The sequence below is a fragment of the Pedobacter sp. 05T44 genome (genome assembly GCF_056395985.1).
Window position 1 is genome coordinate 24584 of sequence record NZ_JBFTKO010000028.1, and the last position, 16290, is coordinate 40873.

The following is a 16290-nucleotide window of genomic DNA, read 5'->3' on the forward strand; positions in this document are numbered from 1 at the left end:
TGGACAATATTATAGGGATAAAAGAAAAGAGCAAGAAGAGGTGTTTAAAGAGTTTCAAAAACTTGGCAATTTCGATATCTGGCCATTTCTAAATCAGCAGGAGTATGACGAACAACTAAAACATCAGCCTTTTTTAATTGGTCAAAAATTGGGATGACGTAAAAGTCACCAGTTTATTTCTTGTACATTTTCTTTTGCTATCCTTTTGCTATTGTTTTGCTTCCCTTTTACTATTGTTTTGCCTGAGCAATACAGTGGTAGAATTAACGCCAAAATTAGACGATGTATCGGCCAAATCTGACTAACACTTAATATTCGTTTTTGGGTATATTCGTATATGGAATAATTAAGTTCCTGTTAAACAAATAGTTATGGCTCGATTAAAATCTCGGATACTAGGCCCAATGACAGGGAAACTAGCCTATTTGGTAGGTTACGAAAGACTTGGACAGCCCGTTCTAAGAATGAAACCCAAAAAACGTAAGAAAAAGAAACCAAGAACAGATGCTCAGAAAGCAGTGAATTTACGATTTAAAATAGTGAATTTATTTATTTCTGCGATCAATGATTTTACCAATGTTGGCTTTAAGCTTGATGTTGCCGGAACAACAAAAACCGCTCAAAACGGTGCTTCTTCCTATAATATCAGAGAGGCAGTTATTGGCGAATATCCACATCTTGAACTTGATTACACAAAAGTGATGATTAGTAAAGGTGAGTTACCATGCCCGATAAATCCGAAAGTTGAACTTGAAAACAATGTTTTGACTTTTAAATGGCATGTAGACCCCCTATGTGGTTATCCACTCAACAGAGATCAGGTAATGATGCTTGCTTACTTGCCTGCAAACAATACGGTACGATTTGTTTTAAGCGGCGCCAGAAGAAATGCTGGAACTGATACCCTCCTGGTACATCTGGAGAAAGGGGATAGCGAGCAATCTAAAAAGGATGATGTTATAGAAACGTATATTGCATTTATTTCTGACGACAGGCTAAGCATTTCCAATAGTGTATATGTAGGTCGAATTGAGGTTGGTAATTTCAAGAATATCAAGATGATAGAAAAATTTTTAACTACGAATTGATAATTATATTATAATTATTAGTATTGCTATTTGGACTTAATCTAAATAACTCTATATTTGCAGCATAAAAATGCCACACGGTTCGGACCCGTGTGGCTACCGGCTAAGCCGGCTCACCTTTAATCGTAGTTAAAAGTCATGCAAATTAAGAAATTTTTGCTATTGGGTATACTGTGTACCTATGTTATTTTTTCAAAAGCCCAAACAACATCTTCCAGTGTGAGTGGGCAACTCAAAAGCAGTGCAGGAGAACCTGTATCTGCTGCCACAATAAAGCTTCGAAATTCCTCGTACGGAGCAATATCAGATCAAAATGGATTTTATAAAGTCACTAACGTTAAACCAGGAGACTATATTGTCGAAATCAGGGCAATTGGCTTTAAATCTCAAAAGAAGTCAATCAAAATAGGAAATGGTGAAGATGTAAAACTAAATCTAGGGCTCGACGAAGATGTCAAAGAAATGGAAACGGTCAATGTAATTGGTCGGACAAAGGCCCAAGAGGTAAACAGACAGGCATTTAACGTAACCGCAATTGACGCGACTAAACTTTACAATACGACCTTAGATATTTCGGGCGCTTTGGATCGTGTTGCTGGCGTTCGGGTAAGAGAATCGGGGGGTGTGGGTTCCAACTTTAATGTATCATTAAATGGATTTTCAGGTAATCATATCCGCTATTTTATAGATGGTATCCCAATGGACAATTTTGGATCCTCTTTCCAAATTAACAACATTCCTATAAATGTTGCCGAGCGTGTAGAGGTATATAAAGGTGTTGTACCTATGTGGTTAGGTTCTGATGCGTTGGGTGGAGCAGTGAACATTGTGACAGGAAACAGGCATCGGAATTATGTGGATGCCTCTTATTCATATGGTTCGTTCAATACGCACCGTAGTGTTATTAATGCTGCAGCTACTTCAGAGAGTGGATTAACGGTACAGCTAAGCGCTTTCCAGAATTACTCAGATAACAATTATAAAACAGACCTTAAACTTCGGTTGCAGAATGATATGGTGCCTGAAAAAAGAGCGTCTTCGGTAAGGAGATTTAACGACACTTATCATAACGAAACTTTGATAGCAAACGTTGGTGTGGTTAATAAATCATTTGCAGATAACCTTTTGTTCGGAATAACATTAGGTCAGAACTATAAGGAAATACAAACTGCTGCCAGACCTGAAAGTGTTTATGGTCAGTTACACAGGCGTGGAAGAATCGTTATGCCATCGCTTAAATACAAAAAGACAAATTTAATTAAGGGATTGGACCTTACTGTGAACGCAAACTATAACCTAGGATATGAAAAAACAATAGATACGGCGAGAGCAGATTACGATTGGGACGGGATACGGGATCCTAAGCCGACTTTGGGTGAACGAGATGGCGGACAGCTAGCTAAATACAAAAACAATAATGGGCTTGGTACAGCTATGTTGAGCTATAAAATTTCTGACCATCACTCTGTGGCGGTGAACAATGTGTTTTCTACCTTCAATAGAAAGACCGATGACTTATTATTTCCCGAAAAAAATGCATTAGATCCGGCAAAAAAAATGGATAAGAATGTACTTGGTTTCGGGTACGGATATGATGTAGAGAATAAATTGAGCCTAAATCTGTTTGGAAAATACATCTATCTGAACAATGTAATTGGCAGCAGAAACGTAAACAAATCTACAGAGAAACTTGGCTATGGCATGGCCCTGGCTTACTATATAATTCCCGACTTACAACTCAGAACTTCTTACGAACTGACCAACCGGATGCCTGAAGCAAACGAAATATTTGGTGATCTGGAAAATCAGGCTGCTAGTCCGAACTTAAAACCAGAAAAGAGTGATAACCTCAATTTAGGTATTGTATATGGATTTAAGATCAATGAGGTCAATCGCTTTTCCGTAACTGCTAATGCCATTTACAGATATTCGGGCGATTTTATTTACAATAAATTTGTTGGCGGGACAAGCGGATCTCAGAATTTGCTCATCGCAGACAATCGTTCGGGTGTACGCACCACAGGTATTGATGGAGAAATCAGGTATTCCTATAAAAATTGGTTAAGTGCCGGTGCTACCGTTACTTATCAGAAGTTAAGAAACCTTCAAAAATATGATCCTAAACCAGATGGTGGATTTTATGAGAACGAAAGCGTTGTTTACCTGGATCAGATGCCTAACATCCCTTACTTTTTTGGCAACGCAGATGTGTCTGCATCATTTAAAAATGTTTTAAGAAAAGGCAATAACCTTACAGTGGGTTACAATCTGTTGTACGTTAATTCTTTTTGGCTCTATTGGCCAAGCTTAGGGAGTACAAGCGGAGATGACAAAAATGGTATACCTACACAGGTTGCCCATGATATGAATTTTGTTTATAGCATGAAAAATGGCCGCTATAATGTTTCTCTGGAAGTGAAAAACATTACTAATAAACCTGTATTCGACAATTTTAGCCTGCAGAAGCCCGGTCGCGGATTCTATTTAAACTTCAGATACTTCATCAATAAATCGTAATAATCATTTTATAAAAATCAACATGAAAACAACAATTACCAAAACGCTTTCGGCTTTGGCACTTATTGCCGCTTTAAGTTCTTGCGATAAAAAAAGCGATAGGGAGGTTATCCCTGAAAATCCCGGAAATTATGTGTTAGCAGTTACACCGACTGCAATTGCAGGCGTAGCCGACTATCTGCTGACGGCCTCTAGCCTTGACGAAGGTTCTGCATCTATTATAGGTAATGGTGTTGAACAGGATGGTACTTATCGTTACTATGTAACACTTGGCAACAAATTCTTTAGTATGCTTTACGGTCAGGGTAGTCCTGGTGCTGTTACTGTTTATGATGTTAAAAACGGTAAGCTAAATAAACTAAATGATTTTACAGCTGCAACAGTTCAAGCGTTTGCGCCAGTTAATGACGACATCTTAATGGTAAAAGTATCCAGATCTTTTGCAGCAGCTGGAAGCAGTACACTGCATACCTGGTACATTGTAAATTCTAATACCAATAAGCAGACATCGGAGGGTACTATAGATGCACTTCAACCTGCCGGAAATGGTGAAATTGCCCACTTCAGCTGGATTAAACAGGTAGGCAACAAAGTATTTGCGCCATTCTTTAGCATTAAGGGCAGAACCTTTGAAACAGATTTTCCTGATTATGCAGGTATCGCGGTATATTCTTATCCGGGAATGCAATATGAAAAGACAATTAAAGATACGAGAACTAGCTTTATCGGAAGGTATTTTACAGATGGTTTGGGGCAGGTTGAGAATGGAGATGTGTACGCATTCTCTAGTTCGGTAGCAGTTAATGGCGGTGCACTTACTTCAACTAAGCCTTCTTCAATTACCCGCATCAAAGCTGGTACTACAGAATTTGACCAAAGCTACCTGATGAATTTTGAAACTGCATCTAACGGTTACGTAATCACCAACTGGTTATATATTGGACAAAATAAGTTTATTGCCAACATGGAACCTAAGGCAACTAAAGGTGCCTATGTTACCGGTAAAACTTTGGCAGTTGTTGATGTTGTTAACCAAACTGTATCGGCTGTAACAGGTTTTCCTGAGCCTGCTACCATTGTGGACGTAACTGATAATAACTACAGCCCTAAAGATGGCAAAACCGGTTACATCGGTGTGAACTTGAAAGATGGTACTACGTGGGTTTACAAGATCGATGCTTCAACCAGTAAAGCCACCAGAGGGCTTAAAGTAGAAGGTGGTTTGATCACTGCAATCCAGCACCTCCAATAATTGACCCTACAACACACCAATTACATAAAAATATAAACCTAACAAATTAGAACAATGATACCCGGAAATAAAACCTCACCACCGAAAAAGAAGAGCAAGGATTCTCTTTTTAACAGGATTAACAAATGGCTGCATTTATGGCTTGGCCTGGTTTCGGGTATTATTGTTCTAATTGTTTGTATTACAGGATGTATATGGGTGTTTAATGAAGAAATAACCGGATTGTTGGAGCCCGAAACTAAAGTGGAATGGCAGAACAAACCGGTGCTTAAACCTTCGCAGTTAACTGACATTGCCGCGAAATTGTATGCAGATAAAGTTCCTGCTTATGCCAACTATCACCAGGGTGAGGTAATTAACCTTAGTCTGAGAGATAAGATTAAAAAACCTGGACGTCGTGGTGGAGGCGGACGTAGGGGCGGAGGAGTATTGCTGAAAGTTAATCCTTATACAGGAGAGGTGATTAGCAAAGAGGTACGCAAACCGGGCGAGACAGATTTTTTTAGATTTATTCTGAATGGTCACCGCTTTTTATGGATGCCTTATGAAATAGGAAGACCAATTGTAAATTACGGAACAATGGTTTTTGTAGTGCTGCTTATTACGGGGCTGATCTGGTGGTATCCTAAGAAGTGGAACAAATCTACCCGCGATAAAAGCTTTAAGATTAAGTGGGGTGCTTCGTTTAAACGTGTAAATCTGGATTTGCATAATGTACTGGGATTTTATTCCTTGCTGTTCTTGCTGGCCATCGCATTGTCAGGGATGGTTTATGGAATAAAATGGTACAGCGAAGGCCTTTATTGGGTAACTACTGCTGGCGAAAAACTGCCGGAATTTAGAAGAATGGAGTCGGATTCTCTGCAGGCCGGTAAGTTTTATACTCCGGTGCAGGCAATGGATGCGGCATGGACAAAAGTCATTGCCAAGCACCCTAAGTCTACTGGTTTCTATTACAGTTTCCCGGATACCAAACTGGCTAAAGCAACCATCGACATTACGGTTTATCCTACTGCCGGACAGTATTACAATAGTCAGGGCTATTCTTTTGATCAACATACCTTAAAGGAGCTTAAGCGCAAGGATCCTTATTCTGTTCCTTATAATGAGGCTTCGGTTGGACAGAAACTCCGTAAAATGAACTTTGACATTCATGTGGGCAGTATTCTTGGTTTTCCAGGTAAAGTATTGGCATTTCTGGCTTCTCTGATTGGTGCAAGTTTACCAATCACGGGTTTCCTGATCTGGTATGGCCGTAAGTTCAAAAAGAAGAAGGGAAAGTCTGATTCCGGTACCGCAAGCGCTGCAAATCTTTCTGATAAACCTGCAGTAAAACCTAAATTAAAAGTGATAACTAAGGAGCAGGAGCCAGTATTGGCTGCTAACTCTGTATCAACTCAGTAAATACTATTCATTTCCTTAAAACCTTAATAACAAAAAGATGAAGAAAATAACTTTTTTAGCCCTGACCTTGTTGCTCAGCTTTGTAACCACCAGTATTTTTGCTCATGCCTTGTGGATCGAAACAGCGGCATCTGGTAAAGTAGGACAAAAGCAAACTGTTAAAGTATTCTACGGTGAGTATGTGGCCAATGAGCGCGACAGTGTAGCTAAATGGTATTCGGATGTAAAGGAATTTTCACTTTGGCTGGTAGGGCCAGATCAAAAGAAAACTCAGTTGACCCTAACTCCTGGTGCAAACCATTTTGAGGGTACTTTTACACCGGATCAGAATGGGGCTTATACTGTTGTAGTAAGTCACGAAGCCAGGGAACTTGGTGGAACCACAAAATATCATTTCTTATCTAGTGCTGATGTTATCGTAGGAAAAGCATTGCCTGCAGCAGTTCAAAATCCAAACGTATTGAAACTACATGTAGAAGGTGCTTCGGCTGCAAAAATAAATAAGCCGCTTCAGTTGAAGGCCTTCCTTAATGATGCTGCTGCAAAAGGAAAAACGGTATCTGTATTTTCTCCTAATGGCTGGTCAAGAGAATTGACTACCGATGATAACGGTGCGGCAGAATTCACACCTTTGTGGAAAGGCAGGTATGTAGTTGAAGTGAGCGACATGGATAAAACTCCGGGCCAGCATAATGGTAAAGATTATAAAGCAACCTGGAAGGGTGCTACTTACAGTTTCGAGATCAATTAAGCCCTCTTGAAAATGGGGCAGGCGAGGATTCCTCTTGTTTGTCCCATTTACTTTTCCATATTTTCTTTGGGTCTGAAGGTTTTGACTGGACTTTAGACATAAATAGACTGTTGTAGATAAATAATTGCTACAACTTTACAGCTTAACAAAGCTGTAAACAATGCATTCAAATTTCAAGTTCCAATCTGCTTTTGCAGAATCGGAAATTCTTACCTTTAATACACTCCCTCATTTTTGTACTACTGCACTGCACATGGGGCAGGCCCGAAAATTTAGTTTACTGGAAGGGGAGGTACTACTTCAATCTATAAGTCATTATCTGGCGCATATTGAATTGTTTGAATATTMGCTTAGACAGGATACGAGCATAGATTTTTTATTAAGTGAACCCTCTTTGCTTATGTACGTTGTACAACATAAAAGCGCTTGTTTTTTATGTTATCGGCCTGCGGGGGAATACCATAAAATTATACCTGCCGGAAGACATAAGATTTTAGTGATTACATTTAGTCCTGATTGGCTGATCTATAAAAGTAAAAAATTAACTGCTTTAAAACCACTTATAGCCTGTTTTAATGAGTCAGATAACAGGCATGTTAATTTGCCGGCTTTCGGTATTTCTACCAGCATTTTCAATTTACTAATTAAAATGGATGTTAAAACCAATGATTTAGCTATGGATGCAGATTTCTATAATTTTATCAATAGCTGTATTAATAAATATTATAAGCGCCTTGTTGGTGGCGATATTACTAGTGTTTATTACCAGAAAAAAGCTAGCGCTATTGCCGAGTTCATTAAAAAAAACTTTGCCACTGAACTGGTAGATGATTTGGCTGATCTTGCTGCAAGGTTTATGATGTCGGAGCGGAATCTGATGCGTTTATCTAAAATGGCTTTCGGTATTCCTTTGCATGCGCAGGTCATTAAAATCAGGATGTATTATGGGGTAAAGTATCTGCTTACAACAAACAAATCTGTTCACGAAATAGCGGGATTAGTTGGGTACAAAGATCCGCATTATTTTAGCAGTGCATTTAAAAAGTGTTTTGGAGTATCACCTAAATTTCTGATTCAGGGGTGAGATCCTGCCAAAGTATTTCTTAATTATTTTGGCAGTAATCCGTATTTTTTTTAAAATAAATGAGCTGCATTTTTGGACCATTAAAACACATAGTTGTAAACCATGCAAACAATATTCTTTAACCAAACAAAATTCTATTTATCTGCTAAAGCCAGAGTTATTATTGTAGATGCTATTGCTTATTTGATTCTTGCCTTGTTTATGTATACTGCTGCAAGCAAATTATTTGCTATTCGTTCATTTTCTTCTACACTGTCTAAATCACCTTTAATTGGTGAGTATAGTAAATTGGTTGCATGGGGTATTCCAATAGCTGAACTGGTTATTGGTGTGTTGTTAATTTTTGCTCCGATTAGAAAATGGGGATTGTATGCTTCATTTGTACTTATGATTTTGTTTACTCTATATCTGTTATACATGGTTTTTTCTGGCAGCAAGTTGCCCTGTCATTGTGGTGGAGTGATCAGTACAATGACATGGCAGCAGCACATCTGGTTTAATCTGGGGTTTGTGTTACTGGCATTTGCGGGGATTTTTCTTTACAGAAAATAAAGGCTTTACGCGCGTGAAACAGGTAATTGCTGTAGCCTGTTAAAATAAACACAGTCTCATTAAATTAAAACTTTAAAAATGAACAACATTAAAAAAGCGGCGCTGGGTGTGTTAATAGCGGGTTTTGCATTTGGCTTCAGTGCATTCACAACAATTAAAAGGACTAATAAAGTGCTTTATTATAAAACGGATATTACGTTTCCTCTGCCTAGTGATCCAAGAGGTTATCGTTATTATTCTGGTGATCGCTGTGAGCCAATGGGAAGTTTGTGTTCTGCTCAATGGGATATTGGACTTAATACTCATCCTACCTTAGATGGAACATTATTGCCAGTTTCTGGTATGACGTATGTATCTGGGTCCATGGTTACAGGTCATTTCGAATAAAATACATCATGGGGGTGTTACCTACCCCTGTTTTAACTAATCTATTCCCTGTCATTTTGCTGTATTCCAGTTAGGCTCAATTCCATTTCATCAATTGGAAAAATATACCTTTTGTCGTTAGGCATTAGGGTGTAAGTTTGATTGTTGAATGTTCTTGTTAAGGTAATTGAAAATCTATTATCTCTGTTTAAGCGCCTCAGATMCTGCCATCTAAGCCCTCTGAATACTAATTCCTTTCTGCGCTCATTTACAATATAGTTTAATACCTGCTCTGCATTATCGGCGTTAATATCTCTGTATTTGCGGTTATATCTGTTCCTTAAAAGGTGGTTCAAGTCTGCTAGTGCAATAGCAATTTTGCCATCTCTGGCATTAGATTCTGCACGGATCAGAAAAAGTTCATCAGTAGCTAAGCCACCAAATAAATTCTTGTCGCTATTGTAACTGCCTTTGTAAGTTGCGCTTCCATTGGTGTTGTGTTTAAAGAAAATCTTAGGTCGATAATCGTTTTCAGCATAATTACTAAGTAATGTGGGTTCAACAATTAATCTCGAAGCATTAAAAATTCCAAAGGTAAAAGTGCTTTGAAATATTACTTCCGGATTAAATCTCTGAATAGGGTAGGCCGCATCCGGATTTAATGTTGCATAATCCATTAAATCTGATTGGATTTGTAGAGCTGAATCGGCATATAAACCTGCGGGCTGGTAGTCTTCCATAGCCAAATAGGTTCTGGCCAATAATGCGAAAACTGCTTGTCTGGATGGTCTTGTTTTAAATAAGGGTGTAGTGTCCAATAAAGGAATAGCTGATTTTAGGTCTCTAATGATTTGATCGTAAGTTTGTTGTAGAGTGGAGCGTTGCAATTGTATATTCACATTGTAATCCAGTCTTAAAGGTAGTCCTAATTCTGATTTTGCTGTAGCTTGTATGTAGGCTGTACAATATTCCTGAGCAAGGTTAAAAAAATCGAAAGCACGAAAGAATAAGGCGCTGCCATATATGTTATTCCATTCATCTTGTCGGGTAGTGGGGGCTTTTATCTTTTTAATGCCATCAAGGATGACGTTTGAATTTAAGATTCGTCTGTAAGAATTTTCCCAATCGGCACTAGTTTCTCCATTATAAAAGTTAGCTGTTGGAGCCCAGGTATAAGCTGATTTTTCCTGTACGGTAAAAAGTGATTGCCATGAACTATATAAGATATAAAAATCGCCAGAGGCAATTTCAGCTAAGCCACAAGCCTGATTAATATTGAAAGTCGGGGAGGTATTATCAAGTAAGGCCCGAAAATCTTCCAGGGTTTTTGGGACAATAAGGGATTGGTCTGGATTTGCTTCCAGCCAACCTTTTTTGCAAGAGGATAATACCATCATTAAAAATATGGTGGTAAATAGTGCGATTTTATTTGTTTTCATATCACTAAATATTCTTTAAAATCTGGCCTTAAATCCAATAGCAAAACTTTTGGCTATTGGGTGAGATAATCCATTTCCTGTTGCTGGTACAAGATCAGGATCTAATCCGAAATCATTTGCCTTCCAGATAATTCCCAGGTTATTTGCATAAAAATAAAGCTGTAACTGTTTTACCGGTATGTTTTTCCAGTTGGAGCGATCAAGGTCGAAACCGATACTTATGTCCTGTAAACGAATATGGTCGCCAGGTGCTACTGTAGCGGATGAACTATTGTAGAATTTATCCCGAAAATTATTTTCTCCAAAACTCGCCATCGATGGGATGTTTGTAATAGCTTCATCTCCGCTTTTCTGCCAGCGATTTCCAAAATCAGCATTCATGGCTGAACTAATCTCTGTATTATACATTTCATAATAATTCACTGATGGTTTTCTGATATAATAGCCAAATTTATAGCTGATGTTGAAAGCTAATGTGAATTTTTGAAAGAAAAAAACATTACCTACCCCCCCGTAAATAGTGGGTCTTGCCGAACCATTATATTCCACATCTTGMATGGAACTGTTAAGAATGGCTTTGTAATCTTTACTAACCTCGCCATTCAGATAGCCTCTGGGGTCACCGTTTGTTGGGTCTAATCCTGCCCACTTGTAACTGTAAATTCCGTATACAGGTCTATTTAATGTCGGAACACTACTGTAAGTGCCAACGTAGTAGACACTGGCAGGCTCAGCAACACCATAATCAGTAACCCAGTCGTGCACGGTGGAGAGGGTAAAACTTGTGGCCCAACCCAGTTTTCCTTTTAGGTTTTGTGAATTCAGGGATATATCGAGTCCTTTAKCCTTTAATTTCGAGTAATTGCCTCTTAAGATTTTGATGCCGGTATTTGAAGGAAAAGATTTATCGCCCAGGATATCAGAACCATTTTTGATATAATATTCCACTTTTCCATTAATGGAAGGATTTTTAAGACCAAACTCAACTCCAACATTGGCAATTGCTACCTTTTCCCATCTTAACTCTGGATTCCCTATATTGATGATGCTCGCAAAAGTCAGGTTAGTATACGCTGCCCCTAATGCATTATACCTTAAGGTGGTAATTCCTGTGTTAGATTTATCCAGATTGCCACTATAACCATAGGATGCCCTGAGTTTTAAAACAGGCAACCAGTTTAACTTATAAAAATCTTMTCTGTCGATATTCCATAGTGCCCCTCCAGACCATAATGGAACATATTTTTGGTTGGTTTTTATACCAAAATAATTAGAGCCGTCAACCCTTGCACTTCCTGAAAGGGTATATCTGCCGTCGTAAGTATAAGCCACGTTAATATAAGAGGAACGCATTCTATCTGTTTTTTTAAACACGTTATAGTTGGTTCCAATCCGGCCTGAACCTACCGGATTTAAATCAAAATAGCTTACCGTATCTACAGCCGCTGACTTGCCAGAATTCTGATCGTATCCGTATTTAGTTTGCCTGTTCAAGTCAGATATAGATTCTGAGATTTCATAACCTATAATAGCTGAAACTGTGCTTTTTTGCCAGCTTCTCTCATAATTTAATTGGGTGCGTACACTATTAGAAGAAGCTTTGCCATTAGCTGTATAGAGAATTCCTCCTAAGGGGATGTTGTAGCCACTAACTATACCGGAAGTTAGGATAGAATACTGATTGATGAGGTGTCTGGTTTGGTAAGTTTCGATACTGTTATAGCGCGATGCCTTACTATCAAACTGCTGATATTGGTACTTAAGGGTTGCGCTTAATCCTGGAATGATGGTGTAGGTTAGTCCTCCATTTAACCGGAGATCATTATTTTTTATTATTAGTGGAGATTTGCCCAATTCATTTAAGGGTAAATATGACCAATCCAAAAATCCATTGTTTTGAGCGTCTTTTTTGAAACTGGAACTAAAGTTTCTGTCGAACACATTATTTTGGCCATTTGTATCTCTAAATTGATAATAGGGAGCAGTAAGCGATGATATTTCGCTTAGGGCACTATCTACGTTTGAGGTTGATTTTACATAATACAACCCTAGTTCCAGTTCGAGATTTTTAACAGGACGAATTGTGTTTTGACTGTTTATAGTTATTCTGCTGTTGTTATTGGCTATCAAGGACGCATCAGTTTTGTCGTATCCGGTAGAGAAATAATGATTTGTTTTTGCCGTTCCTCCACTTAATGATACGGCATATTGTTGCGAAACCGGTCTCCTGTAAAAATACTTTAACTCGTCATTTCTTACATCTTTAGTCCGTAAAACATTTAATTGTTGCGCCGTTTCATCAGCAGATTGACCCATTCGCTGTTTGTTTAGGATTTGGACAACGGGAGAAATTACATTATAGTTTTGAGGATTATTTAATATTTCATCATATTTTCCATGGTTGAATAAAAATGTTTCTATGTCAATATAATCGGATGAGGATAAAAAAATTTGATTATAAGAAAGATCAGGCTTGCCGGAAATGGCAACATTCGAATTTACAGATACACTTAAAGGCTGCAGGTTCTTACCTCTTTTGGTAGTAATTACAATCACACCATTTCCTGCCCTAACCCCCCATATAGATGTGGCCGCGGCATCTTTTAAAACTGTAATTGTGGCGATGTCATTTGGGTTAATGAAATTGAAGTCTCCATCAAAAGGAAAGTTATCCAAAATGATGAGGGGTTGATCGTTTGCAAAAATGGTGCTCCGGCCGCGAACCGACAAATCAAGGGGCCCAGAATTGGCTCTAACTGTATTCCTATTAAATAATAGACCACTGGTAATTCCCTCTAATCTGGGTAATACATCAGGGCTTACTTTGCGTGAAAATTGTACGCTATCTACCAATGCAAAACTTCCTGTGGCACGTTGTTTTGGTATTTTTTGATAACCTGTACTTACTACTTCTACTTCCTTTAGCAGATCGTTATTTAAAGATAAGCTAACCTTTTCCATTTTGGCTAAAGCCTTTATTTCCTTGTTTTGACAGCCCACGTAAGAAATAATCAGTGTGGCTCCGGTATCTACTCGCTTTAGTAAGTATTGGCCCTTAGCATCGGTAACAGTTATTTTGTTTTCTCCTTTAACACTGACACTTGCACCTTCCAGTAATTGATTCTGCTCATTTATTACTATACCATGTACATCAATAATCGGAGAGGAATTTATGATGATCATTTTTTTTGAAATGATGTAAGTAAGCGGGAGGCCTGATAAAATACGGTTCATGACCTGGGGCAAACTTACATTTTGAAAATCTGCATCGATCCGTTGATCTACGTTTAGTTTTTGCTCATTCCAGATTACCTGATAGTCAGTCTGCCTGGTTATTTCTTTAAAGACTTGAACAAGAGTGACTTTTTTCTTTACGAGATTGAGCTTTTGAGCCGTTACCGATGTGCTGAGCAAGCACAGTATTGATAGTATGAATACTGAATTTAACTTCATTATTTAGTTATAATAACTTTTTTGCCTTGTATTTTAAAGTGTACATCGCTGGCAAGTTCAAGCGTTGTTAGTATAGTAGAAATCTGTTCGGATCTGGTAAATGAGCCTCCCAAAATTTCTTTGCCTATCTGATTGTTTTGATACTCGATTTCAACATCATACCATCTGGCAACTTTACGCATGATACTTTCCAAAGACTCATTTCGGAATGCGAATTTGCCATCTTTCCAGGCAATAACATCACTGGCATCAACTTGCTTAACCTCTATAGGCTTGTTATGGGTAAACGTGGATTGTTGGCCAGGTTTGAGGATTACGTCATCTCGACGATAGGAGAGATCTCTTGAGGTAGCATGACCAAGAGATCCCTCTCCGCTGCGCTTCCCTCGGGATGACGTAACAATTAAACTTCCTTCTAAAAGGGTAGTCTTTATGCTACCTTCATCAGTATAATTGCTAATGTTGAAATGCGTACCTAACACCTCTACCAGCTGTTCATTTGATACTACGATGAATGGATGGGTTTTATTTTTGGCTACCTCAAAATAAGCCTCACCACTTAATTCAATCTTACGCTGCGCTGTGCCGGCAAAACTTGACGGAAACTTTAAAGTGGAGGCTGCGTTTAGCCAAACCCTGGTGCCATCTGGTAATGTGATTTGGTATTGCCCGCCGCGTGGGGTGGTAACTGTTATTTTTTCTGTGCTATTCAAGAGATCTCTTCTGTCGTCGAGATGACGGGGGCTGGTTTGAGAAGATGGCGAATTGTTAGAGATGACTGCAGTGTTATCATTATACTTTAAACTTGAGCCATCAACTACTACACCGGTCTTTGCTTGACTTAAGTGTATCGTTTTGCCATCGGCAAAAGTTAATGTTGCCTTGTTTGTGCCTGGAAGAATATCGTTTTTAGCGAGTGGTAGGTTGACGTCGTTCTGCAAAGAGCCATGATGTTTGCCCTGAGGACTGTTAAAAAACATCCACACTAACCCTAAAATTGCAAAAGCCAGTACAGCTACGCGAATAAGTAAATCTGATAACTTTTTGGGTCTACTGCTCTGTTCTCTAATCTTCATCAGCGTAGTTCCCAAATCAAAATTTAATTTATGGAAGTATATATTCTTTCCGTTATCCAGATGATTTAAAAAATCTGTGATTTCGTCTTTAGAAATGTCGGCAATAAACCGATTACCTTCATAAACGGGCAAAATATCTACGTCATTTTCACGCATTATAGATAGCGCCTCAAAAACCAATTGTTTTGAATCTAGTTTAATAATATACAGTTTAGTTATCTCTATTTGTCTTATCCCATAAAGCTGATTGCCAACGGTAGTCGCTCTCATTAGGGATTAAAGAAACAAATAATAATTCAATTAAAACGTGAACATAAACTACAGTATCTAAAGAATAACAAAAAATGTTATTTGACGACTAAATATTAAAGATATGCGAAATATCTATAGTTAGAAAAAATCTGATTAAAGGTTAGTTATTTGTATTACTGTAATTATCAATAAACCATTTTAATGCAGGATTTCTATTGGTTTGTTTGTAAGCTACAACAACTTCGGTATTTACAGGAATATTTTCCAACTCAATAAATGAAACTTTTAAATATTCATATTGTTTTTTGAGCGATAGGGGTAATATAGACACACCAAGTCCTGCTTCTACTAATTGTAATATAGAGTGGACATTATTAGCTTCATGAGTAATATCGGGCGTAAATTGCATCCGTTTGCAAATTTCAATTAGTTTATTGTTATAATGAGGTGCAAATTCCTTATTAAAAAAAATAAATGGGCTCTTTTTTAAAAAGTCAGCCAGTTCCTTATTTGTGCTGAACTTTTTTGCTGAAAAGGGAATAACAACTACAAAAGGATCAAAAAATAAGGTTTTAATAATTAATTTTTCGGAAAGAATAGGTGCTCTTAAAATACCTACATCTAATTTCCCTTGCTCCAATGCTTCAATTTGGGTTATTGTTGGCAGTTCAAATAAACCTGTTTTTATATACGGGAATTCTTCGCGCATTGCCTTTAAAATTTCTGCCAGATAGGATTGATAGACCGAACTTATATACCCGATCTTTAATTCACCGCTAAGGCTTAAATGGATTTGCCGAACTATATTTTTACTTTCTTCCAGTCTTGCAAAAATAGCATCCACTTCAGTTTTGAAATACTTTCCAGCATCTGTTAAAGCAACGCGTTTGTTGTCGCGCGTAAATAACTGCACTTCTAATTTCTCTTCCAATTCTTTAATCTGACGACTTAATGGAGGCTGAGAAATAAAAAGTTTTGTTGCGGCTTTTGTAAAATGCAATTCTTCTGCAACAGTTTTAAAATATAAAAGATGTCTGAGTTCCATATTTATAATAC

General features: G+C 38.0%; 12 protein-coding genes. 8 read left to right on the top strand and 4 right to left on the bottom strand.

The window, feature by feature from the left end; genetic code table 11:
- Window positions 1-371: 371 nt before the first annotated feature.
- The 8 genes from AC1DDK_RS24965 to AC1DDK_RS25000 all read left to right on the top strand — a co-directional run bounded on the left by AC1DDK_RS24965 (window position 372) and on the right by AC1DDK_RS25000 (window position 9035).
- Window positions 372-1088, top strand: coding sequence for a DUF6266 family protein (locus AC1DDK_RS24965; RefSeq protein WP_288879451.1), 717 nt, complete (start codon window positions 372-374; stop codon window positions 1086-1088).
- Window positions 1089-1226: 138 nt separating this feature from the next.
- A complete protein-coding gene (locus AC1DDK_RS24970) occupies window positions 1227-3605 on the top strand; it encodes a TonB-dependent receptor (RefSeq protein WP_337716339.1) in 2379 nt (792 codons plus the stop codon).
- A 22-nt stretch (window positions 3606-3627) separates the two neighbouring features.
- Entirely contained in the window at window positions 3628-4857 is a 1230-nt protein-coding gene (locus AC1DDK_RS24975; protein WP_288879449.1) for a DUF4374 domain-containing protein, read from the top strand.
- 54 nt (window positions 4858-4911) lie between these two features.
- A complete protein-coding gene (locus tag AC1DDK_RS24980) occupies window positions 4912-6261 on the top strand; it encodes a PepSY-associated TM helix domain-containing protein (protein ID WP_288879448.1) in 1350 nt (449 codons plus the stop codon).
- A gap of 37 nt (window positions 6262-6298) precedes the next feature.
- Window positions 6299-7012, top strand: coding sequence for a DUF4198 domain-containing protein (locus AC1DDK_RS24985; RefSeq protein WP_288879447.1), 714 nt, complete (start codon window positions 6299-6301; stop codon window positions 7010-7012).
- 160 nt (window positions 7013-7172) lie between these two features.
- Window positions 7173-8096 (top strand): helix-turn-helix transcriptional regulator, encoded by a 924-nt coding sequence (locus AC1DDK_RS24990; RefSeq protein WP_477634152.1) that lies wholly within the window; start codon window positions 7173-7175, stop codon window positions 8094-8096.
- Between the two features lie 102 nt (window positions 8097-8198).
- A complete protein-coding gene (locus AC1DDK_RS24995) occupies window positions 8199-8648 on the top strand; it encodes a MauE/DoxX family redox-associated membrane protein (protein ID WP_288879445.1) in 450 nt (149 codons plus the stop codon).
- Between the two features lie 78 nt (window positions 8649-8726).
- On the top strand, window positions 8727-9035 hold the full coding sequence (locus tag AC1DDK_RS25000) for a hypothetical protein (protein ID WP_288879444.1): 309 nt from the start codon (window positions 8727-8729) through the stop codon (window positions 9033-9035).
- Window positions 9036-9076: 41 nt separating this feature from the next.
- Here AC1DDK_RS25000 and AC1DDK_RS25005 read toward each other — a convergent pair whose 3' ends face one another.
- The 4 genes from AC1DDK_RS25005 to AC1DDK_RS25020 form a co-directional block, all read right to left on the bottom strand.
- Complete coding sequence (locus tag AC1DDK_RS25005) at window positions 9077-10453, bottom strand: RagB/SusD family nutrient uptake outer membrane protein (RefSeq protein ID WP_477634153.1); 1377 nt, start codon at window positions 10451-10453, stop codon at window positions 9077-9079.
- A gap of 15 nt (window positions 10454-10468) precedes the next feature.
- The gene (locus AC1DDK_RS25010) at window positions 10469-13906 is read right to left on the bottom strand and encodes a SusC/RagA family TonB-linked outer membrane protein (RefSeq protein WP_477634154.1); all 3438 of its coding nucleotides are present in this window, start codon (window positions 13904-13906) and stop codon (window positions 10469-10471) included.
- Window positions 13906-15252 carry a FecR family protein gene (locus AC1DDK_RS25015; protein ID WP_288879441.1) on the bottom strand — a complete coding sequence of 449 codons (1347 nt, stop codon included), beginning with the start codon at window positions 15250-15252 and terminating at the stop codon, window positions 13906-13908. The genes AC1DDK_RS25010 and AC1DDK_RS25015 overlap by 1 nt, the downstream gene beginning before the upstream one ends.
- A gap of 142 nt (window positions 15253-15394) precedes the next feature.
- Window positions 15395-16290, bottom strand: an 896-nt coding sequence (locus AC1DDK_RS25020) for a LysR family transcriptional regulator (RefSeq protein ID WP_477634155.1), incomplete at its 5' end; no start/stop codon positions are given.